Raw genomic sequence first — 22083 nt, 5'->3', positions numbered from 1 at the left:
GATGAGCGCACACCCAGACGACCCCGTGCCCGTCCGGCGTCCGACTGCCGAGGAGGTGGCGGACCGGGTGCTGCAGGCCGCCCTCGGCACGACGGACCTGCTCGCCATCTACCTCGGGGACCGCCTCGGCTTCTACCAGAGCCTGGCAACCCACGGCCCCACGAGCGCCGGCGACCTTGCCGAGCGCACCCAGACGCACCCGCGCTACGTCCGCGAGTGGCTCGAGCAGCAGGCGATCACCGGCTTCGTCGAGGTCACCGGCCCGGAGCCGACGCCGCAGGGCGAGCGCCGCTTCGCCCTCTCCGACGCTGCCCGAGAGGTGTTCACCGACACCCAGAGCCTGTCCTACCTCGCGCCGCTGGCCCGCACCTTCGCCGCCAGCATGCAGCAGCTGCCCGGGATCCTGGAGGCCTACCGCCGCGGAGGAGGCGTGAGCTGGAGCCAGCTCGGGCCCGATGCGCGCGAGTCGCAGGCCGACCTCAACCGCCCCTGGTTCACCCATGCGCTGCCGGCTGCCCTGGCTGGCGTCCCCTCGCTCGACTCCACCCTGAGGCGGCCCGGCGCGCGGGTGGCCGACATCGGGTGCGGCGCCGGATGGTCCACGCTCGCCCTCGCCGCGGCCTACCCCGGCGCGACCATCCACGGCTATGACGTGGACGCGCCCTCTGTGGCCCTCGCCCAGGCCAACCTCGCCCGCGCCAGCCTGCCCACCGCCGATCCTGCGGGTGCTGCGGGGCCCACGGATCCCACCACTCACCCGGTGGCCCCCGCTGGCGACCGCGTCCAGTTCGCCGTCGCCGACGCCGCCGGGCTGCCCGCTGACACCTACGACGTCGTCTTCGCCTTCGAGTGCATCCACGACCTGTCCGAGCCGGTGACGGTGCTCTCGGCGGCACGTCAGTCCCTGCGTGCCTGCGGGTCGGTCATCGTCATGGACGAGGCCGTCGCGCCCACCTTCGCTCCCCCGGGCGACGACGTGGAGCGCCTCATGTACGGGTACAGCCTGCTGGTCTGCCTGCCGGACGGCATGTCCCGCACGCCCTCCGAGGCCACCGGCACGGTGATGCGCCCCGAGACGCTGCGTCGCTACGCCCAGCGCGCGGGGCTGTCCCGCTTCGAGGTGCTCGAGGACGCCGGCTTCGGGTTGTGGCGCTTCTATCGGCTGTTCCCCTAGCCTGCCTCCATGACGATCCTGCGGTCCATCACGCTGTTCGCTGCTGCCGCGGTCCTCGAGATCGGTGGTGCGTGGCTGGTCTGGCAGGGGGTGCGCGAGCACCGCGGCTGGGCCTGGATCGGAGCAGGTGTCATCGCGCTCGGCCTCTACGGGCTGGTCGCGACGCTCCAGCCGGACGCCAACTTCGGACGGATCCTCGCTGCCTACGGCGGGGTGTTCGTGGCGGGTTCCCTCGTGTGGGGCTACGTGGTCGACGGGTTCCGGCCCGACCGTTGGGACGTGGCCGGCGCGCTGATCTGCCTCGTCGGGGTGGCAGTCATCATGTACGCCCCCCGCCCCATCTGAGCTAGCGCGCCGGGACGGGCGCGACCCCGTCGAGCGCCCGCGCGACAGCCTGGGCAAAACCGGCCGGGTTGTCGAGCATCAGGGTGTGCCCGGCACCGGTCACCACGTGGACGTCGATCCCGGCGGCGCGCAGCTGCGGGTCGTCGTGCAACCATCCGGACTGGTCACCTTCGATGATCGCGCGCGGCATCGGCAGGGCGAGGAGCACGTCGTCGAGCACGGGCATCGTGGCACCGAGCGCGTGCTCGGACCGGTACATCGCCACCGGGGACGCCAGGCGCATGGTCGCCGCCCAGGTCAGACCGACCTCGTCGAGCACGGTCGCGAACCCGCCGTCGACGTAGCTCTGCTCCGTGTACGGCTCCACCCGCGGGCGAGGCGAGGGGCGCAGGCTCGGTTCAGCCAGGACGAGCCGGCCGACCAGGTCCGGGCGCCGCTCGGCCAGCAGCACCGCGACGCCGCCGCCCATGCTGTGCCCGATGACGTCCGCGCCGCGCACACCGAGCAGGTCCAGCGCTCGGGCGGCGGTCTCCGCGTGCTCGGACAGGGTGTACCCGAAGGACGCGGGGCGGTCGCTGATGCCGAACCCGAGGAAGTCGAGCATGAGGACCCGGCGCCCGGCCAAGGACGGGTCCGCCGCTGACCCGGCGAAGTAGACGGCCGAGCTGGACCCCAGTCCGTGCAGGTAGACCAGGGGCGGGAGGTCCGCGCGCCCGTCGATCTCGACGTACCCCAGGTGCGCCCCGTCCGGCCCGACCTCGACGTGCTTCATCGCTTCTCCCTCCGCCCGTCCGGCCCCGACGGCCGGTCGATCTGGACCGCACGCTAGCAGCGGCCACCGACACGCGTGGCCGAGACGCACCACCCCAGCGATACTCGAACGAGGAGTCAGGGCCAAGAGCGACCAACCGGAAGGTACCGGACATGAAAAAGTGGTCCGTCCTCATCGTCCTGGGCTGCGCGCAGTTCGTCCTCGTGCTCGACGGCACCGTGATGAACGTGTCGATCTCCACCGTCGTGGCAGACCTCGACACGACCGTCACCGCCATGCAGGCAGCGATCACCTTCTACACCCTGACGATGGCCGCCCTCATGCTCCTCGGGGCCAAGCTCGGTGACGTCTGGGGCCGGCGTCGGGCCTTCGTCGTCGGGTCCATGATCTACGCCACCGGGTCGCTCATCACCGCCCTGAGCCCCAACTTCGCCTTCTTGTTCCTGGGCTGGTCCATCGTCGAGGGACTCGGGGCGGTGCTCGTCATCCCAGCCGTGGCCGCCCTCGTCGCGGACAACTACACCGGGACCGACCGGGTCAAGGCCTACGCCACGATCGGCGCGCTCTCGGGTGCGGCCGTGGCCGCCGGGCCGCTCATCGGCGGCTTCCTCACCACCTACGCCAGCTGGCGGTACGTCTTCGCCGGCGAGGTGGTCATCATGATCATCGTCGTGTCCTTCTCCCGCCTGGTCACCGACTCCACCCCGCGCGAGCCTGTGCGCATCGATATCTGGAGCGTCCTGCTGTCCTCCTCCGGGCTGGTGCTCGCCGTGTTCGGGATGCTGCAGAGCAAGACCTGGGGCTGGGTCCGCCCGGCAGCCTCACCGGACATCGCCGGGCGGGAGATCACGCCGCTGGGCATCTCCCTGACCTCGTGGCTCATCCTCGCCGGCACCTTCCTGCTCTATGCCTTCGTCCGTCGCCAGGGCACCCTGGTGCGGAGCGGACGCCCGCCCCTGGTCCACATGGAGGTGTTCTCCATCCGGGTGCTGCGCAGCGGGCTGACCGTGCTCGGTGCGCAGTACGCGATCACCGCAGGCCTGTTCTTCATGGTGCCCGTCTACCTGCAGATGACCCTCGGCCTCGACGCACTGGCGACCGGAACGAAGATCTTCCCGCTGTCCGTCTCGCTCATCCTGTTCTCGGTGGTGGGCACCCGGTTGTCCGCCCGGTGGTCCCCACGGCGCATCGTGCGCTGGGGGCAGTCCATCCTCGTGGTGAGCTCGCTCGTGCTCCTCGGCTCGGTGAGCATCGACCTCAAGAACGGCTTCTTCGCCGCAGGCATGTTCTGCGCCGGGGCGGGCCTCGGTCTGCTCGCCTCGCAGCTGGGCAACGTCAACATGTCGGCGGTGACGGAGAAGCAGACGAGCGAGGTGGGCGGCCTGCAAGGGGTGTTCCAGAACCTCGGCTCGTCGTTGGGCACTGCGGTCATCGGGTCTGTCCTCATCGCGTCGCTCACCACGTCCTTCACCAGCGCGGTGGCCGCCAGCGACCTGCCGGCATCGGCTCAGTCGCTCGTCTCGGCGAGCACGCAGGACGGTGTCCCGATCGTCGAGGCGTCCAGCGTGGACACGATCGCCGCCCAGGCGGGGCTGACCACGGCGCAGGGACAGACCCTGACCACCCTCTACACCGACTCCCAGGTCACCTCGCTGCGTCTGGCGCTCTTCGCGCTGACCGTCATCGGGCTGCTCTCCCTGCTGTTCTCCCGGCGGATCCCCGCAGACGCTCCACCACCACGGGCGCCGGCTCGTCGCTCACCACCGACGGATGAGGCGCCGCAGGTCCGCGCGCAGAAAGGCTGAGCGATGGACACATCTCAGGCGGACGAGGCGGCTCCCCCGCTCGGCACCCGGTCCGTGGCGCAGGAGCTGGGCGCCTTCGCCGCCCGCACCTCCCTCATGATCGTGCTGCTCACCGCGTGCTACTTCGTCCTGCCCGACGGCGGCCTCCTCGCCGATCGCCAGTCCGGGCTGCGCACCGGAGGGTCGATCCTGGCCCTCACCGGCTTCGTGATCGTGCTGCATCTTCAGGTCCGCGCCTTCCGGCGCCGGCTGACCACATGGGGGCGTGCCGAGGCCTTGCTCACGGTGCTCTACCTGCTCATCCTCGTCTTCGCGATCACCTACGACCGCCTGGCGACCGCCTCACCCGACCAGTTCTCCGGGATCGACAGCCGGGCCGACGCGCTGTACTTCACCGTCACCGTGGTCTCGACGGTCGGCTTCGGTGACATCCATGCGGCCGGGGCCGCTGCCCGGTCGATCGTGACCGCGCAGATGCTCATCAACGTCTTCTACGTCGGCGCGGCATTGCGTCTGATGACCGGCGCCCAGGTGGTCAGCGGGGAGAGCCGATGATCTCGTCCGTCCTGGATGACGCGCGCACGGTCAGGGTGCGCGACCGTAGCACTGACACGTAGGACGACACGCAAGGACAGGTGGTCAGCATGACTGAGGACCTCTCAGGCTCAGACGAGCGCAGCATCGAGGAGATGGGGCCCGTCGACTACGTCGTCGTGGAGTTCCCCGGGAGCCGTTTCACCGGCGTAGGCCTGCCCTTGCTGGTGGACCTCGTGGACCGCGGGGTGATCCGCATCCTCGACCTGCTGTTCGTCCAGAAGGACCAGGACGGGACCCTCAGCGGCATCGAGCTGTCCGACCTCGACTCCGACGGTGACCTCGACCTCACCGTGTTTGACGGCGTCTCCTCCGGGCTCCTCGGACAGGACGACCTCGAGGAGGCCGCGACCGTCATCTCCCCCGGCAGCTCAGCGGCCGTCCTCGTCTATGAGAACAGCTGGGCCGCACCCTTCGCGACCGCGCTGCGCCGCGACGGCGCCCAGCTCGTGGCGAGCGGACGCGTCCCGGTCCAGGCCATCCTCGCGTCCCTGGACGCGGCCGAGCAGAACAACACCTGATCCCACACCGACGAAAGGACGACCATCATGCCCGGTCTGCTTCGTGGAGTTGCCCGGACGGCCGTCGTCGCGGGCACCGCGACCGCCGTCTCCAACCGCGTCTCGCGCCGCCAGGCGGGACGCTGGGCCGGGCAGGAGGCAGCCGCCCAACCGCAGGCCGCAGCGCCGCCCCCGCCCGCACCGGCTCCCGCTGCGCCGCCACCTGCCGCGCCTGCGCCTGCCGCCGGTGGGATGGATGACGTCCTGGCCCAGCTCACCTCCCTCGGTGAGCTCAAGGAGCGGGGCGTCCTGACGGAGGCGGAGTTCGAGGCGCAGAAGCAACGCATCCTGGCGCGCTGACTCCTCCTGACGGCGACATCTCACATGATGTTGACTGCCCTGGCTACCACGAGAGTGGCCAGGGCCAGCGAGATGGACGACTCCGCGATCATCATGAGCTTGGCCGAGCGCCGCAAGGCAGACACGTCTGTGGGACCGAAGGCGGTCGCGGTGTTGAAGGAGAGCGTGAGGTAGTCCACGAACTGCGGAGTCCAGCGCGGTGGGACCAGGTCAGGGTTGGACATCTCCGGGAAGACGAAGGCTGCCGCTCCGCGATGGTGCGCCGCGGCCCGCGCCGAGGCTCCCCCACCGTCGAAGTCCCAGAACCACAGCGCGAAGATGATGATGTTCGTCGTCCAGACGATCGCACCGACCGCGAGCAGCGGGCCGGCGGCCTCGAAGGACTGCCCCCACAAGATCCCTCGCACGAGGCGGATCGCAGTCACCGCGTTGACCACGGCGATCAAGGCGATCATCAGCCCGGTGGTCACCTTCAGCCACGGTCGCTGGCGGTCAATCAGACCAGGGTCCCCGGCGATGAGCACCCCGAGGAAGACCACGAGGAAGGCCGGGAAGATCCACCGCGGGGAGACGAGGAAGTCCGCTGGCAGGAACTGGTGCAGCACCCCGGCGGTGAGCGTCGCCAGCGCCATCGGCCACCGATGCTCGGCCTGCTGGCCCGCGTCGCCAGCTTCGTCGCCAGCCTCGTCGCTGCCTTCGGCGCCGGCGTGATCGCCAGCCTCGACGCCGCCTAGGTCGTCTGCTCCGTCGTCGTGGGTCACGGGAGCGCGGGGCCAGCCGCTTCCTGGGCGAGCGGCGGCCGCGCCAGCAGCTCCAGGAGCCCGATCACCACGAGCGTCACCACTGCTGTGGTGACCAGCAGCGCCGGGGTCGGTGCCGGTGCCAGCAGGACGACCAGACCGGCGACCGCGAGGACCACCGCCCGCAGGAAGGTCCGGTGCACGTACAACCAGGTGCCGACCGGCCCGGTGGTCACCCCGCGCTGCTGACCCCAGCCACGGACCGTGGTGAAGGCCCGCCCGGCGCTGGCCCGCAGGCTGCGCGCAGAGGCGCTGCCGCCGCCCAGGTAGGCCGCGGCGGCCAGGACCAGGCCCAGCACGGCGACGGTGCGCAGCGCGGCCCGGATGAAGGCGACCAGCTGGTCGAAGACGATCTCTGCGGCGTCCAGGCGGTCGACCGTGCCGGTGAGGGCGTCCAGGTACAGCGTCCTGGCCAGGTACAGCGCGATGCCCAGCACGAGCATCGAGACCGCGAGCGCGAGCCCTGCCACCACGAGGGCCCTGGTGCGGTGCACGGCGGTGAGCACCCCGGCGGCGATGAGCGCGAGGCTGAGCCACGGCAGCCATGTCCCGATGACGTCGAGGGCACCGTAGGCGTTCTGGGCGGTGACGAGCTGACTGGTCTCCACGATGGTGAACGAGGCGTTGACCTCCGGGATGTTCGCTGCGACGGCGAAGCCGTTGTCCACCAACCGCGTCTTGAGGGTCTCGATGAGCCCGGCGAGCTCGATGGTCAGCTGCCCGTCGTCCCCTACCTGCAGGACGTTCCCGGTGTCTCCCTCCATGACGGCGACGAGCTGGGTGTGGGCGAGGCGGTTCGCCTCGACCCAGGCGTCCTCGAAGGTCGGGCTCTCGACGACGGCGGTCGCGGTCTTGTGGACGAAGGACTCGATGCCGTCGGTGAGGGGTTGCTGGGCGGCCCCCAGCGCCAGGCCGACCGTGGGCGGCAGGTCGGGGCTGTTCAACGCGGACAGGGCATCGCCGACGAGGGTCGGGACGTCGAGCTGCTCCATGACGACGGCGGTCAGCCGGTTGGACACCGCCGACTGGACTGTCGGGTCGCTCGCGAGGGGACCGATCGTGGCCACGTAGCGGTCGGTGTCGGTGAGCTCCTGCTGGGCCCAGTGCGCGACCACGGCGACCGGGGCGAGCAGCACGCCCAGGATGATGAGCAGCACTGCGGCGGTCGACCGGACGCCGTGGGAGCGTCGAGAGGTGGCCGGCGCCTGCGCCCCGGCGGTTGCCAGGGCAGCCTGGGCCGCTTGGTCGCGGAGCGCGGCGTTCTCTCGTTCGAGCTCTCTGAGCCGCGCGGTCAACCGGGCGGCGTCGTCCGGCTCGGGTCCCGTGGTGTCCTGGGACATCGTCGACATCCTTCCCCTGGGGCGGGCGGGCCCGCCTGATGGCTACACGCCGGTCTGGGCGGTGATCCGTCCGGACCTGATCGCGGCCGCGAGCGCCGCGTGGTCTCGGGTGTTCAGCTCGGCGTAGGCCTCGGCGAAGTCCGCCACGGCGTGGTCGAAGCGGTCGCTGGAGCCCAGGTAGGCGGCGATCGCCACCCGGTCCCCGGAGCGGGCGTGGGCGCGGGCGAGCGCTTCTCCGCAGATCCGTCCGTAATACGTCATCCCTTCGGCGCGCAGCTCCTCGACCGGGACAGATCCTTTGCCGTCGCGGAGCTGGCGGACGTAGAAGTCACGCTCCACGCCGTCGGGCGCCAGGATCCGGTCCCACCCCAGGAAGATGTCGGTCGAGGCCTGCATGAGCTGCTGCCCGGTGACCACGCGCTCGCCCTCGGTGGTGGCCGGGGCCGGGGGCAGGTAGGCGGCGAGCACCGACGCCTGTGCCTCCTTGGCCTGCAAGAACAGCGGGTCTCCCGCGTCGAGCCCTTGGAAGAGCAAGATCCATGCCCGGGTGCCGACGCTCCCCACCCCCACGACCTTGCGGGCCACGTGCACGAGGTCGAACTCCGCGATGAGGTGGCGGCGGTCGCGGGGAAGGCTCTGGGAGTAGGACTGCACCAGATCGTGGAAGCGCGCGTGGGTCTCGGCGGCAGCCGCCTCCCCCCACAGCTCCTCGACCGGGACGACCAGCGGCGGCTGGCTCACGATGCGCGGCTGGCCCTCCACCATCGTGGTGAGCTTGCTGAGAGCGTGCAGGCTGTCACGCTTCCGGGCCTTGTCCAGGAGGATCTGCACCCGGTCCTGGCGTTCGGCGTCGAACCGCTTGCCGATCCGCGGCAGCAGGTCCTCGACGTCGAGGTGGGAGTACCAGACGGTGAGGTTCCCCTCCTCAGCGAAGCCGCGCATCGCCTCGCGGTACCCGCGCACCGCCCGGCGGACCATCGTGCGGCGTTCCTTGGCGGTGAACCCTGAGCTCTCGCCGGCGACCTGCAGGCTGGCCGCCAGGCGTTTGACGTCCCACTCGAAGGGCCCCGGGTAGGTCTCGTCGAAGTCGTTGATGTCGAAGACGAGGTGCCGTTCCGGGGAGGAGTAGACCCCGAAGTTCGACAGGTGGGCGTCCCCGCACAGCTGGACCCGCAGCCCCGTGTGGGGACTGCGGGCCAGGTCAGCGGCCATGAGGAGAGCACCGCCCCGGTAGTGGGCGAAGGGTGAGGCCACCATCCGCCCGTACCGGATCGGCACGAGGTCGCTCACCCGTACCTCTGCCTGGCTCTCGAGCAGGTCGACCGGGTCGGGGCGGTCTGCGGTGACCAGCTGGGCGTGGTCCTCCAGGGGCAGCTCGTCCCGGACGGACCGCCCGTGGCGAGCCCGTTCTTCTCTGCTGAGCCTCACGCGCCCTCGGTCAGGTCGTGGGCGAGCTCACGCTCGTCCTCCTCCGACAGGGACGTCTTGAGCAGGGTGCCGCCGAACTGCTTCATCGCGTCGGCGAACTTGTCCTCGGTGATCTTGGAGGCCATGACCACGACGGCCGAGCTTCCGGGCTTGAGCATCTCTTGGACCTGGGACCGGAACTCGGAGTCGATTCCTGACTTCCCCATGGCGCCCATGAGCGCACCGAGAGCGCCGCCCAGCGCCAGGCCGACGAAGGGCACGAGGAAGAGCAGACCGATGATCATCCCCCACAGCGCACCGGAGGCAGCCGAGACGCCGACGATCTTGGTCGGGGTGTGCACGTGGCTCTTGCCCTCCGTGTCGACCTCCACGATGGCCAGGCCGTTGAGCTGGACCACATAGTCCTTCTGCAGCGCGAGGACCTGCTCGTAGGCCTGCGTGGCGACTGCCTGGTCGTCGTAACCGATCACGATGAGCTCTGACATGGTGGACCTCCGTGTGTAGGGCGTCGGCGACGCTGTGGCCTCCACGGTGCCCCACGGTGGGGACCCTGACCTCACCAGTTCCAGGTGAGATTCCCCGTCTGCCGCTGGCCGTGCCGGACGGGTCAGAGGTGGCTGAAGCCGCTCGCCTCCGCCGGGGTCAGCGGCACGGTGACCGGGTGGCGGTGGAGGTGGTCCACGGCAGCGCGGAGGTCGTCGACGAGGGCGGTGACCAGGTCGCCGCTCACCCCCTGACGGATGAGCACCCGCTGCACCGCGATGTGCGAGGCCGCGCCGGTGAGCGGGTAGGCCGGGACCTGCCAGCCGCGCATGCGGACCCGGTCGGCGAGGTCGTAGAGGGTGTATCCCGGGTCCTCGCCCTCACGGATGCGCCAGGTGACCGCGGGGATGCCGGTCTGGGGATCGGCCCCGAAGACGATCTCGAAGGGACCGAGGGTGGGGATCGCCTGGGCGAGCAGCCGGCCGCTGTCGTAGCAGGAGCTGTGGATGGCGCGGTAGCCCTCCCGGCCCAGCCGGATGAAGTCGTAGTACTGGGAGATCACCGGTCCGGCCGAGCGCGAGAAGTTGATCTGGAAGACCGGCATGTCCCCGCCCAGGTAGCTCACGTGGAAGACGAGCTCAGCCGGCAGGTCGGTGCTGTCGCGCCAGACGACCCAGCCCGCCCCGAGCGGCGCGAGGCCGAACTTGTGCCCGGAGGCGCTGATCGACTTCACCCGTTCCAGGCGGAAGTCCCAGACGAGGTCGGGGGTGCAGAAGGGGGCCACGAACCCGCCGCTGGCCGCGTCGACGTGGATGTCCACGTCCAGCCCGGTGTCCGTCTGCAAGGTGTCCAGCGCCCGTGCGAGCTCGGCGACCGGCTCGTAGGCACCGGTGTAGGTCACCCCGAGGGTGGGCACCACGACGATGGTGTTCTCGTCGACCCGGTCGAGCATCTGCTCCGCCGTCATGGCGTAGGACCCTGGCGCCATGGGGACCTCCCGGATCTCCACGTCCCAGTACCGGGCGAATTTGTGCCAGACCACCTGCACCGGGCCGCACACCATGTTGGGGTGCGCGGTCGGTCGCCCGGCTGCCTCCTGCCGCGTTCGCCACCGGTGCAGCGCCGCCATCCCGGCGAGCATGCAGGCCTCGGAGGAGCCCACTGCGGACGTGCCGACGGGGTTTCCTGCCTCGGGTGCGTTCCACAGGTCGGCGACCATGTGCACGCAGCGCCGCTCGATCTCCGCGGTCTGGGGGTACTCGTCCTGGTCGATCATGTTCTTGTCGATCGAGAGGTCCATGAGCCTGTGCACCTGGGGTTCCTCCCAGGTCTGGCAGAAGGTCGCGAGGTTCTGCCGGCTGTTGCCGTCGAGCATGAGCTCGTCAGAGACCAGCTGGAAGGCGTCGTCGGCCGGGGCCTCGGTCGGCGGGAAGGCGTACTTGGGCACCTTGCCCCGCAGGGCACCGCTGCCGAACAGCGGGGCGTTCATCTCGTCGCGGATCGCGTCACGTTCGTGGAGGGCCATCCATCGATCGTCGCGTCACGCGACGGCCTGGTCGTCACCTGTCGCAGATGACCGGGCTCCGTACCGGGCTCAGGTGAACGGTTTCAGATCTCCTCGGGGGCGTCCCAGTCGTGGCCGGCGAGGATCGCGTCGCCGCTGGGCTTGCGCTCAGGGTCGCGCAGGGACTTCGGGGCGCGGCTCGCGTCCCCTCCGGACAGGACGTCTCCCATGCCGGGCTGGTCAGCGTCGTGGTAGCGGGCGTCGAAGGAGTCAGGGACCGGGGTGGCTCCCCGACGCGGGGTGGCGGCGTCGGGCTGCGGGGTGTTTGTGGTCATGCCTCATGACACCAAATTCTGGCCGTCACCGCCAGAGCAAGCCCGCCCGCGGCGCGGTGACCTGCAGGTTCAGTCGGCGCTGAGGTGGCCCGCCAGGCGCGCGTGCATCTGCGCGCTGACCGGGTCGAAGCCGATGATCGACGTGGTGGCGCCGTGCCGGGCGTACTTGGTCTCGACCGCGTCGAGCGCGGCCACGCTCGAGGCGTCCCACACGTGCGCCCCGGTGAGGTCGATGACCACCGTCTCGGGGTCGCCGGCGTAGTCGAACTGGCTGAACAGGTCGTTGCTCGAGGCGAAGAACAGCTCACCGAGCACCTCGTAGCGCACCGACGTGCCGTCCCCGGACAGGGTGCGGCGGACCTCGACGACGTGCGCCACCCGGCGGGCGAAGAGGATGGCCGCGGTGAGCACCCCGGCGACCACGCCGATCGCGAGGTTGTGGGTGGCCACCACGAGGGCGACGGTGACGATCATGACGGTCGTCTCGCTCTTGGGCATCCGGCGCAGGGTCGAGGGTCGGATGGAGTGCCAGTCGAAGGTGGCCACGCACACCATGATCATCACTGCGACGAGGGCCGCCATGGGGATGAGGCCGACGAGGTCGCCCAGTCCCACGACGAGGCCGAGCAGGAAGACGCCGGCGAGGAAGGTGGACAGCCGCGTCCGCGCACCGGCGATCTTCACGTTGACCATCGTCTGGCCGATCATCGCGCAGCCGCCCATCCCGCCGAGGAAGCCGGTGATGACGTTGGCCGCGCCCTGACCCCAGGCCTCGCGGGTCTTGTTCGAGCCGCTGTCGGTGACGTCGTCGACGAGCTTGGCGGTGAGCAAGGACTCCAGCAGCCCGACGACGGCCATCGCCAGCGCGTAGGGGGCGATGATCTGCAGCGTCTCCAGGGTGAGCGGAACGTCGGGCAGGAACAGCGTGGGCAGGGAGTCAGGCAGCGCGCCCTTGTCGCCGACGGTGGGCACCGTGACCCCAGAGACCACCACGGCCGCGGTCACCACGACGATGGCCACCAGGGGGCCGGGGACGAGGGTGGTCAGGCGCGGGAGCCACACGATGATCGCCAGGCCCGTCGCCACCAGCGGGTACACCACCCACGGCACGTCGATGAGCTCGGGCAGCTGGGCGATGAGGACGAGGATCGCCAGGCCGTTGACGAAGCCGACCATGACCGAGCGAGGGATGAACCGCAGCAGCCGCGCCACACCGCACACCGCGAGCGCCACCTGGATGAGGCCGGCGAGGATGACGCAGGCGATGAGGTAGTCCAGCCCGTGGGAGGCCATGAGCGGGGCGATGACCAGGGCCACCGCTCCGGTCGCCGCGGAGATCATCGCCGGGCGGCCGCCGAGGAAGGCGATGGACACCGCCATGGTGAAGGCGGCGAAGATGCCCACCCGCGGGTCGACGCCGGCGATGACAGAGAAGGCGAGCGCCTCGGGGATGAGCGCGAGGGCGACGACGAGGCCACCGAGCACCTCGGTGCGCAGCAGCCGAGGGCTGCGCAGGGCAGCCCGGACGGTCGCGGGAGGGGTCACAGCTGTCACGAAGTCAACAGGCTACGGCAGCGGGGCCGCCGCTCCGCCTGCCAGCGCCGGAACGGGCGCGCCGGGTCCAGCAAAGGCACCGCCCGGCGATTCGTTTTGGACCGTCGGTGCAGATCAGGGCGTTTTGCGGCGTGACTCTCGCAACACCTGGCCAGAGCACAGGACGATCAGACGTTCGTAGGGCAGTCTGTCTCCATGCAGATCTGGCCTGGACACCCTTACCCCCTTGGCGCCACCTTCGACGGGAGCGGCACGAACTTCGCCATCTTCTCCGAGGTGGCTGAGCGCATCGACCTGTGCCTGTTCGAGGACGACGGCACCGAGACCGCGATCGAGCTTCACGAGGTCGACTCTTTCGTCTGGCACGCCTACCTGCCCTCGGTCCAGCCGGGCCAGCGCTACGGCTTCCGGGTGCACGGGCCCTACGACCCCTCCCGTGGCCTGCGGTGCAACCCCTCCAAGCTCTTGCTCGACCCCTACGCCAAGGCGATCGACGGCGACGTCGACGGGGACCAGAGCCTGTTCTCCTACACCTTCGGTGACCCGGACACGCGCAACGACGAGGACTCCGCCGCGCACACCATGAAGTCCGTGGTCATCAACCCCTTCTTCGACTGGGGCCATGACCGTCCCCCGACCCACGAGTACCACGAGAGCGTCATCTACGAGGCGCACGTGCGAGGCATGACCGAGCTGCACCCTGCCGTCCCGGAGGAGCTGCGCGGCACCTACGCAGGGATGGCGCACCCCGCCGTCATCGCCCACCTGACCGAGCTCGGGGTGACCGCCGTCGAGCTCATGCCGGTCCACCAGTTCGTCAACGACTCCACCCTCGTGGAGAAGGGGCTGTCCAACTACTGGGGCTACAACACCATCGGCTTCTTCGCCCCGCACAACCGCTACTCCTCCTCCGGCAGCACCGGCCAGCAGGTCCAGGAGTTCAAGACCCTGGTCAAGGCGCTGCACGAGGCGAACATCGAGGTCATCCTCGACGTCGTCTACAACCACACCGCCGAGGGCAACCACCTGGGCCCGACGCTGAGCTTCCGTGGCATCGACAACCAGGCCTACTACCGCCTGGTCGACGACGCCCCCGAGCACTACTTCGACACGACCGGCACCGGCAACTCCCTGCTCATGCGCCACCCGCACGTGCTCCAGCTCATCATGGACTCCCTGCGGTACTGGGTGACCGAGATGCACGTGGACGGTTTCCGCTTCGACCTCGCCTCGACCCTGGCCCGCCAGTTCCACGAGGTCGACCGGCTCTCTGCCTTCTTCGACCTCGTCCACCAGGACCCGATCGTCAGCCAGGTCAAGCTCATCGCCGAGCCGTGGGACCTGGGCGACGGCGGCTACCAGGTGGGCGGGTTCCCCTCCATGTGGAGCGAGTGGAACGGGAAGTACCGCGACACGGTGCGCGACTACTGGCGGGGTGAGCCGGCGACGCTGGCGGAGTTCGCGAGCCGCATCACCGGGTCCTCCGACCTCTACGAGCACACCGGCCGCAAGCCGATCTCCTCGGTGAACTTCGTCATCGCTCACGACGGCTTCACCCTGGCCGACCTCGTCAGCTACAACGAGAAGCACAACGAGGCCAACGGCGAGGGCAACAACGACGGCGAGAGCCACAACCGGTCCTGGAACTGCGGCGTCGAAGGTCCCACGGACGACCCGGAGATCCTCGCTCTGCGCGCCCGCCAGCAGCGCAACATCCTCGCGACCCTGCTGCTGTCGCAGGGGGTGCCGATGATCGCCCACGGCGACGAGTTGGGCCGCACCCAGCAGGGCAATAACAACGTCTACTGTCAGGACAACGAGCTCTCCTGGGTGGACTGGGACCTCGACGACAGCAAGCGTGACATCCTGAGCTTCACCCAGCACCTCGTGCACCTGCGTCTGCGCCACCCGGTGCTGCGCCGTCGCCGGTTCTTCTCCGGGGACCACGACTGGTCTGACGACGCCCTCGGCGACATCGCGTGGCTCAACGTCGACGGCGAGCACATGCGGGACGAGGACTGGGACCAAGGCTTCGCGCGCTCCGTCGCCGTGTTCCTCAACGGAGAGGCCATCGCCGAGCCCGACCAGCGCGGCGAGCGCGTCGTCGACGACAGCTTCCTCGTGCTGTTCAACGCCCACGACGACGAGCTCGAGTTCACCCTCCCGGACGCGCAGTTCGGGGAGTCGTGGTCAGTGGTCTTCGACACGGCCCAGCCCGGGGAAGAGGCGACCGCTGCGGCCGTGCTCGCCTCAGCCGTCGCGGCGGAGCCGGTCACCGGGATGGTCGCCGCACCGGTGGCCGGTCAGCACTCGACGTCGGGCCGGATCGACATGCGCCAGCCTGCCGCGACGCCGCTGGCGGCCGGCAGCACCCGGATGGTGGCGGCGCGCAGCATGGTGCTTCTCACCCGGCCCCCGCTGGAAGGCTGACCGTCATGATCGAGCACGGACCTGCCGGCGAGCGCGCCGTGGACCGCCGGTTCCCGGCGCCCGGGCACCCGCTCCCGATCTCCACCTACCGCCTCCAGCTCGGCGCCGACCTCACCTTCGACGACGTGCGGGAGCACCTGGACTACTACGCCTCGCTCGGGGTGACCCATCTGTACCTGTCTCCCGTGCTCACGGCGGCGCCGGGATCCACCCACGGCTACGACGTCGTCGACCACACCACGGTCAGCGCGGAGCTGGGTGGGCGGGCCGGGCTGGAGCGGCTGTCCGCGAGCGCCCGCGCGGCCGGGATGGGCCTGGTGCTGGACATCGTGCCCAACCACATGGCCGTCCCCACCCCGCTGTGGCACAACGGTGCGCTGTGGTCGGTCCTGGCCCACGGCGCGGCCTCGCCCTACGCCCGGTGGTTCGACATGGACCTCTCCGCCGACGACGGAGCGGTGCTCATGCCGGTGCTCGGCTCACGCATCGGCGACGTGCTGGCCGCGGGCGAGCTGTCCCTGGAGACGCTGGACGTGCCTGGCAGCGGACCCACCCTCGTGCTGCGCTACTACGATCATGTCTTCCCGGTCCGTGAGGGCACCGAGTCTCTGCCGATGGTCGAGCTCGTCGACCGTCAGCACTACCGCCTCGCGCACTGGCGGGTCGGTGACGAGGAGCTCAACTACCGCCGGTTCTTCGACGTGGGCACGCTCGTGGCGATCCGCGTCGAGGACGAAGAGGTGTTCGACCAGACGCACGGCCTCATCCTCGAGCTGGTGCGCACGGGCGTGGTCGACGGGCTGCGCATCGACCACCCGGACGGGCTGGCGGACCCGGCCGGGTACCTGGCGCGGCTGAACGAGCGGACCGGCGGGGCGTGGCTCGTCGTGGAGAAGATCCTCGCCGGCGACGAGGAGCTGCCCAGGGACTGGGCCACGGTGGGCAGCACCGGCTACGAAGGGTTGTGGCGGGTGCAGTCGACCTTCGTCGACCCGGCCGGTGAGGCTCGTCTGGCGAGCGTCATGCACCGGGTCACCGGGGACGAGAGCGACGGTCTGCCGGCCCTGGTCGACGAGTCCAAGCGCGAGGTGATCGCCGGTCCGCTGTACGCCGAGGTGCACCGCCTGACCGACCTCGCCGCCGAGATCTGCCATGACGACCTGCGCCTGCGCGACCACACCTGGCGCGCCCTGCACGCGTGCCTGACCGAGCTGCTCGTGTCCTTCGAGCGGTACCGCGCCTATGTGGTCCCCGGCGAGGTCACCTCCCGCGACTCCCTCCAGGCGATGGCCGCCGCGGCGGCCCGGGCCCGCACCCGGCTCGACGCCGAGCGCGCCCAGACCCTCGACGTGCTCGTGGACCTGCTGCTGGGACGCGAGGCCGGCAGCGCCGGCCGGACCCGCGAGGCCCGCCGCGACGAGCTCGTGGTGCGCTTCCAGCAGGTCTGCGGGGCGGTCATGGCCAAGGGCGTGGAGGACACGGCCTTCTACCGCTGGACCCACCTGACCTCCCTGTGCGAGGTGGGCGGGGAGCCGAGCCGCTTCGCCCTCGGGCTCGACGACTTCCACGCCTTCTCCTCCCAGCTGCTCAACCACACCCCGGCCGCGCTGACCGCCGGGTCCACCCACGACACCAAGCGCAGCGAGGACACCCGGGCCACCCTGGGTGTGCTCTCCGAGGTCGCCGACGAGTGGGCGGACCTGGTGACCGCGCTGCGGGCACGCTCGGCCCGCTCGCGCAGCGTCGCCGTCGACGGCCGCACCGAGAACCTGCTGTGGCAGACCATCGCAGGGACCTGGTCGCACGCCGCCGCCCCGGCGGACGGCCCGATCAGCCGCGAGCGCCTGGAGCAGTACCTGCGCAAGGCCGTCCGCGAGGCCAAGACCCACACCTCCTGGGTCCACCCCGACGCCGACTACGAGGACGCGGTGCTCGCGCTCGCGGGCTGGGTGCTCGACGACCCGGTGAGCATGGACCTGTACCGGGAGTGGGCCGTGCGCACCGCCCCGGCGGTGCGCGCAGCCACCCTGGGCACAAAGCTCGTGCGCCTGACCATGCCTGGGGTCGCCGACGTCTACCAGGGCAGCGAGACCCTCGCACCGACCCTCGTCGACCCGGACAACCGCCAGCGCGTGCACACCGGCGACCTCGCGGCCACGCTGGCCCGCCTGGACGACGGGGCCCGCCCGCGGGACCTGGCGGAGGAGAAGCTGTGGGTGACCTCCCAGGCGCTGCGCCTGCGGCGCGCCCGCCCCGGAGCCTTCGTGGGACCCGAGGCCGGGTACCGGCCGCTCGCGGCGTCGTCGGGCAGCACGCTGGCCTTCGTCCGGACCGAGGGGGGCGAGCCGGCCGCGGTGACCGTGGCCACCTGCGGCGCGGAGCGGCTGGCGCGGCTGGGCGGGTGGGGCGAGCACACCCTAGCCCTGCCCGAGGGCGACTGGCTGGACGTGCTCACCGGCCGACCGGTCTCCGGCGGCCTGGGCCCGGTGGCTGACCTGCTGGACGTGCTGCCGGTGGCTCTCCTCGTCCCGGCTGAGACGGCGGGCACGGCGACCACGGCGGGCACTGACGCCGCGACCGCGGACGGAGCGCGCGGATGAGCGCGGCGGGTGCGGTGTGGGCACCGGCCGCCACCACCGTCGACCTCGTCCTGGTGCCCGCGGGCGCTGACACCTTCTCCCCCGCCGACGAGCACCTGCCCCTGGTGCCCGACGCCGACCGGCCCGGGTGGTGGGTGCCGTCTGCCCCGGTCCCCGGCGGCTGGGCGGACCGTCGGTACGGGTTCAGCGTCGACGGCGGGCCGCCGCGGCCTGACCCGCGCAGCCCGCGTCAGCCGGCCGGGGTGCACGGGCCCAGCCAGGCCGTGGACACCTCCGCCTTCGCCTGGACTGACCAGGCCTGGCCCGGGCGGTTGGTGGAGGGCGCGGTCCTCTACGAGCTGCACGTGGGGACCTTCACCCCGGGCGGGACCCTCGACTCCGCGATCGAGCGGCTGGGTCACCTGCGCGACCTCGGCGTGGACATGGTCGAGCTCATGCCGGTCGCGGCCTTCGACGGCGAGCATGGCTGGGGCTACGACGGGGTCCACCTCTACGCCGTGCACGAGCCCTACGGCGGCCCGGCGGCCCTGGCCCGCTTCGTCGACGCCGCGCACGCGGCCGGCATCGCGGTCGCGCTCGACGTCGTCTACAACCACCTCGGTCCCAGCGGCGCCTACGTGGGGGTGTTCGGCCCGTACTTCACCGACCGTCACCACACTCCGTGGGGGCAGGGCATCAACGTCGACGGTCCGGGCAGCACCGAGGTGCGCCGGTGGGTCATCGACAACGCCCTGCGGTGGCTGCGGGACTTCCACATCGACGCCCTGCGCCTGGACGCCGTGCACCAGATCGCCGACGACTCCCCCGTGCACCTGCTCGCCGAGCTCTCGAGCGCGGTGGCCGAGCTGTCCAGCACGATCGGGCGGCCGCTCGCCCTGATCGCCGAGTCGGACGCGAACGACCCGGCCACGGTCACCCCGGTCGCCGAGGGCGGGCTCGGCATGACCGCCCAGTGGGCCGACGACGTCCACCATGCCATCCACGCTCTGCTCACGGGCGAGCGCCAGGGCTACTACGCGGACTTCGGCGAGGTAGACGTGCTCGCCCGCGCGCTGACCGGCGCCTTCGTCCACGACGGCGGCTGGTCCACCTTCCGCGGGCGCCCGTGGGGCCACCCGGTCCCCGAGCACATCGACGGGCACCGGTTCGTGGTCTTCTCCTGCGACCACGACCAGGTCGGCAACCGGGCGCTGGGTGACCGGCCCGGGTCAGCCGCGCACGAGGCCGGGGGCCGCGACCTCGACCTCGCCGCGGCTGCCGCGGCCCTCGTGCTGACCTCCGCCTTCACCCCCATGCTCTTCATGGGCGAGGAGTGGGGTGCGTCCACCCCGTGGCTGTTCTTCGCCGACTTCCCCGACCCGGACCTGGCCCGCGCGGTCACCCACGGACGGCGCGCGGAGTTCGCGGCGCACGGCTGGGCCACCGCGGACGTCCCCGACCCCCAGGACCCGCTCACCTTCGAGCGCAGCCGGCTGGACTGGTCCGAGCCGGACGACCCCCGCCACGCGCAGCTGCTCAGCTGGCACCGGCGGCTCGTCGAGCTGCGCCGGACCGTGCCCGCCCTGTCGAGCGGTGATCGCGGCACGGTGCGGGTGCACGCGGGTCCCGGGGAGGGCCTGCTGATCGTGGAGCGCGGACCCGTGACCGTCGCGGTGAACCTCGCCCCGTCCGCCCAGCGCACCCCGCTGCCCGCCGGCGGTGACATCCTGGCGTCGTGGGGCGAGTCCACCGTGGCCGACGCCGTGCTCACCGTCCCAGGTCGCGGCGTCGCGGTGGTCGGCTAGCATCGCACAGACAGAGGCACCCACCGCGGCACCCGCAGCAGCCCAGCGCACTCAGCGCGTCCGTCGTCGCAGACGGACGCCGTCCGGAGGCATGATGTCCACGTCCACATCCCCGCGGTCCGCCACGTCCGCCCCGCCTGCGGCCAAGAACAAGGGCAAAGGTGCGGGCAAGGGCAAGAAGTCGAAGAAAGCCAAGAAGGCTGAGAAGGCCGAGCTGAAGGCGCTGGCGAAGAAGGCGAAAAAGGCAGCCAAGAAGTCGGCGAAGGCGTCCAAGTCCTCGAAGGCGTCGGGGAAGACCGCTCAGCACCCGGTCGGCTGGATCGAACCGGCCGCCGAGGCCCTGCGCCCCGGCGACCTCGACGCCCTGGACTGCTCCTCGACTCCCGGCTGGGCGGGCGACCGCACAGCGGCAGAGGCTCAGCTCGCGGCCAACGGAGAGCGCCTCTCCGAGCTGCAGGAGAAGCTCTTCGCCGACGGGCGCTCGGGCGGGACCCGCTCGGTGCTGCTCATCCTGCAGGGTATGGACACCTCGGGCAAGGGAGGCGTGGTCCGCCACGTCGTCGGCCAGGTGGACCCGCAAGGGGTGATGCACACCTCCTTCGGGGTGCCCACCGCAGCCGAGCTCAAGCACCACTTCCTGTGGCGGGTGCGCAACGCGCTGCCCCAGCCGGGCTATCTCGGTGTCTTCGACCGCTCCCACTACGAGGACGTGCTCATCGCGCGGGTGCACGGGCTCGTGACGCCCGAGGTGTGGGGCAAGCGCTACGACGAGATCAACGCCTTCGAGGCCAAGGTCGCCGCCGCTGGCACTCAGATCATCAAGGTCGTCCTCGTCATCTCCCCCGAGGAGCAGAAGAAGCGCCTGCTCACGCGGCTCGAGCGGGAGGACAAGCTGTGGAAGTACCACCCCTCCGACGTCGACGACCGACGCCGGTGGGCCGACTTCCGCCAGGCCTACCAGGCCGTGCTGGACCGCACGAGCACCGACGTCGCGCCCTGGCACGTGATCCCGGCCGACCGGAAGTGGTACGCCCGGCTGGCGGTGTCCCAGCTCCTGCTGGACGCCCTCACGGGGCTGGACCTCACCTGGCCGCTGCCCACCTTCGACGTCGCCGCCGAGCGCGCCCGCCTGGAGCAGTCGTGAGCGTGACCACCGCGCGCCACGACGCGACGCCCATGAGGTGAGCCGCTACGCAGCCGTCTCGGCGAGGGTCTGACCGTCCTGGGCGAGGGAGCCCAGGCGTGACAGCGCACGGAAGTACTTCTTGCGGTAGCCGCCGGTGAGCATCTGCTCGCTGAACAGGTCGGTCAGCCCGGACCCGCCCAGCAGCACCGGGACGTCACGGTCGTAGAGACGGTCGATGAGCACCACGAGGCGCAGCCCGGTCGACTGGTCGATCACCGGGTGCACCCCGGTCATCCCGAGCAGCGTGACCTCGTCGAGCAGGGCGCCGTACTTGCTGGGGTGCACGCGGGACAGGTAAGCGAGCAGCTCGTCGAAGTCGTCGATCATCGCACCGCTGCGGTCGGCGACCGCCTCGACGACGGCGTCGTCGGGCATGCCGAGGGAGTCCAGGACGATCGCTCGCTGGCGGTAGTCCTCGCCGTCCACCCGCATGATCTCGAAACGCGCAGCGAGCGCCTGGATCTCGCGGAGGAAGTCCTCCGCGGCGAAGCGCCCCTCCCCGAGGGAGTCCGGCAGCGTGTTCGACGTCGCGGCGAGCGCCACGCCGCGGTCGGCGAGCTCGCGCAGCAGACGGGACATGAGCACCGTGTCACCCGGGTCGTCGAGCTCGAACTCGTCGATGCAGACGAGCTTCTTCGTCGACAGCGCCTCGACCGTCGTGGCGAAGCCGAGGGCCCCCACGAGGTTGGTGTACTCCACGAAGGTGCCGTAGTACGCCTGCTCGGAGCCCACCGCGTGGGCCAGGGAGGTCAGCAGGTGGGTCTTGCCCACGCCGAAACCGCCGTCGAGGTAGACCGCAGGGGCCTTCTTGGGTGCCCCGCGCAGGCGTCGCAACCAGCCGCTCGATCCGCCGGTCAGGGTCTCGGCGACCTCGGCGAGACGATCGACGGCCGCCTGCTGGCTCGGGTAGCGCGGGTTGGAGCGGTAGGAGGCGAAGGACGCTCCGGCGAAGTGTCGCGGCGGAACGAGGTCAGCCAGGAGTCGTTGGGTCGGGACGTGGGGACGGACCTGGGTCAGGTGCGTCGTAGCGGCAGTCACGAGTCTCGAGTTTACCGGCGACGGCCCAGGCGAGAACGGCCTAGGCTGGAA

At 70.9% G+C, this 22083-nt stretch carries 19 protein-coding genes; 10 read left to right on the top strand and 9 right to left on the bottom strand.

What is annotated here, in order from left to right:
• The first annotated feature begins 1 nt into the window (after position 1).
• Together SS2_RS06745 and SS2_RS06740 are read left to right on the top strand one after the other, a co-directional pair.
• On the top strand, positions 2-1174 hold the full coding sequence (locus SS2_RS06745; protein ID WP_066462296.1) for a class I SAM-dependent methyltransferase: 1173 nt from the start codon (positions 2-4) through the stop codon (positions 1172-1174).
• A 9-nt stretch (positions 1175-1183) separates the two neighbouring features.
• Positions 1184-1519, top strand: a complete 336-nt coding sequence (locus SS2_RS06740; protein ID WP_066462295.1) for a YnfA family protein — start codon at positions 1184-1186, stop codon at positions 1517-1519.
• 1 nt (position 1520) lies between these two features.
• Here SS2_RS06740 and SS2_RS06735 read toward each other — a convergent pair whose 3' ends face one another.
• Complete coding sequence (locus SS2_RS06735) at positions 1521-2291, bottom strand: alpha/beta fold hydrolase (protein ID WP_066462294.1); 771 nt, start codon at positions 2289-2291, stop codon at positions 1521-1523.
• A gap of 152 nt (positions 2292-2443) precedes the next feature.
• On the opposite strand from SS2_RS06735, the gene SS2_RS06730 reads away from it, so the two are divergent.
• From SS2_RS06730 to SS2_RS06715, 4 genes are all read left to right on the top strand, one after another.
• A complete protein-coding gene (locus SS2_RS06730) occupies positions 2444-4096 on the top strand; it encodes an MFS transporter (RefSeq protein ID WP_083941861.1) in 1653 nt (550 codons plus the stop codon).
• Positions 4097-4099: 3 nt separating this feature from the next.
• Positions 4100-4651: a potassium channel family protein gene (locus SS2_RS06725; protein WP_066462293.1), complete on the top strand. Its 552-nt coding sequence runs from the start codon at positions 4100-4102 to the stop codon at positions 4649-4651.
• An 89-nt stretch (positions 4652-4740) separates the two neighbouring features.
• A complete protein-coding gene (locus SS2_RS06720; protein WP_217995570.1) occupies positions 4741-5211 on the top strand; it encodes a DUF6325 family protein in 471 nt (156 codons plus the stop codon).
• Between the two features lie 27 nt (positions 5212-5238).
• Complete coding sequence (locus SS2_RS06715; protein ID WP_066462292.1) at positions 5239-5550, top strand: SHOCT domain-containing protein; 312 nt, start codon at positions 5239-5241, stop codon at positions 5548-5550.
• Between the two features lie 20 nt (positions 5551-5570).
• On the opposite strand, the gene SS2_RS06710 is transcribed toward SS2_RS06715, so the two are convergent.
• The 7 genes from SS2_RS06710 to SS2_RS06680 all read right to left on the bottom strand — a co-directional run bounded on the left by SS2_RS06710 (position 5571) and on the right by SS2_RS06680 (position 12985).
• Positions 5571-6311 carry a hypothetical protein gene (locus tag SS2_RS06710; RefSeq protein ID WP_157607209.1) on the bottom strand — a complete coding sequence of 247 codons (741 nt, stop codon included), beginning with the start codon at positions 6309-6311 and terminating at the stop codon, positions 5571-5573.
• Positions 6308-7690, bottom strand: coding sequence for a hypothetical protein (locus SS2_RS06705; protein WP_066462287.1), 1383 nt, complete (start codon positions 7688-7690; stop codon positions 6308-6310). Before SS2_RS06705 ends, SS2_RS06710 begins: the two co-directional genes overlap by 4 nt.
• Positions 7691-7732: 42 nt before the next feature.
• Entirely contained in the window at positions 7733-9118 is a 1386-nt protein-coding gene (locus SS2_RS06700) for a DUF2252 domain-containing protein (protein ID WP_066462285.1), read from the bottom strand.
• Positions 9115-9603, bottom strand: coding sequence for a DUF1269 domain-containing protein (locus SS2_RS06695; protein ID WP_066462283.1), 489 nt, complete (start codon positions 9601-9603; stop codon positions 9115-9117). Before SS2_RS06695 ends, SS2_RS06700 begins: the two co-directional genes overlap by 4 nt.
• Positions 9604-9725: 122 nt before the next feature.
• Positions 9726-11126: a glutamate decarboxylase gene (gene gad, locus SS2_RS06690; RefSeq protein WP_066462281.1), complete on the bottom strand. Its 1401-nt coding sequence runs from the start codon at positions 11124-11126 to the stop codon at positions 9726-9728.
• An 83-nt stretch (positions 11127-11209) separates the two neighbouring features.
• Positions 11210-11440, bottom strand: coding sequence for a hypothetical protein (locus tag SS2_RS06685; protein ID WP_066462279.1), 231 nt, complete (start codon positions 11438-11440; stop codon positions 11210-11212).
• Positions 11441-11509: 69 nt separating this feature from the next.
• Positions 11510-12985: a SulP family inorganic anion transporter gene (locus SS2_RS06680; protein WP_245643390.1), complete on the bottom strand. Its 1476-nt coding sequence runs from the start codon at positions 12983-12985 to the stop codon at positions 11510-11512.
• Positions 12986-13189: 204 nt separating this feature from the next.
• Between SS2_RS06680 and glgX the strand changes: the two genes are divergently transcribed.
• The 4 genes from glgX (at position 13190) to SS2_RS06660 (ending at position 20952) form a co-directional block, all read left to right on the top strand.
• Entirely contained in the window at positions 13190-15424 is a 2235-nt protein-coding gene (gene glgX, locus SS2_RS06675; protein WP_066462276.1) for a glycogen debranching protein GlgX, read from the top strand.
• Positions 15425-15429: 5 nt separating this feature from the next.
• Entirely contained in the window at positions 15430-18024 is a 2595-nt protein-coding gene (gene treY / locus SS2_RS06670; RefSeq protein WP_066462274.1) for a malto-oligosyltrehalose synthase, read from the top strand.
• Positions 18021-19808 carry a malto-oligosyltrehalose trehalohydrolase gene (gene treZ / locus SS2_RS06665; RefSeq protein ID WP_066462272.1) on the top strand — a complete coding sequence of 596 codons (1788 nt, stop codon included), beginning with the start codon at positions 18021-18023 and terminating at the stop codon, positions 19806-19808. Before treY ends, treZ begins: the two co-directional genes overlap by 4 nt.
• A 94-nt stretch (positions 19809-19902) precedes the next feature.
• Complete coding sequence (locus SS2_RS06660; RefSeq protein ID WP_083941906.1) at positions 19903-20952, top strand: PPK2 family polyphosphate kinase; 1050 nt, start codon at positions 19903-19905, stop codon at positions 20950-20952.
• Between the two features lie 45 nt (positions 20953-20997).
• On the opposite strand, the gene zapE is transcribed toward SS2_RS06660, so the two are convergent.
• Positions 20998-22032 (bottom strand): cell division protein ZapE, encoded by a 1035-nt coding sequence (gene zapE, locus SS2_RS06655; RefSeq protein ID WP_066462270.1) that lies wholly within the window; start codon positions 22030-22032, stop codon positions 20998-21000.
• Positions 22033-22083: the final 51 nt, after the last annotated feature.

Source organism: Sanguibacter suarezii NBRC 16159 (assembly GCF_001552735.1).
Classification (GTDB): Bacteria; Actinomycetota; Actinomycetes; order Actinomycetales; family Cellulomonadaceae; genus Sanguibacter; species Sanguibacter suarezii.
Note: the sequence above shows the minus strand (reverse complement) of the source record. Positions and strands in the feature narration are given on the sequence as shown.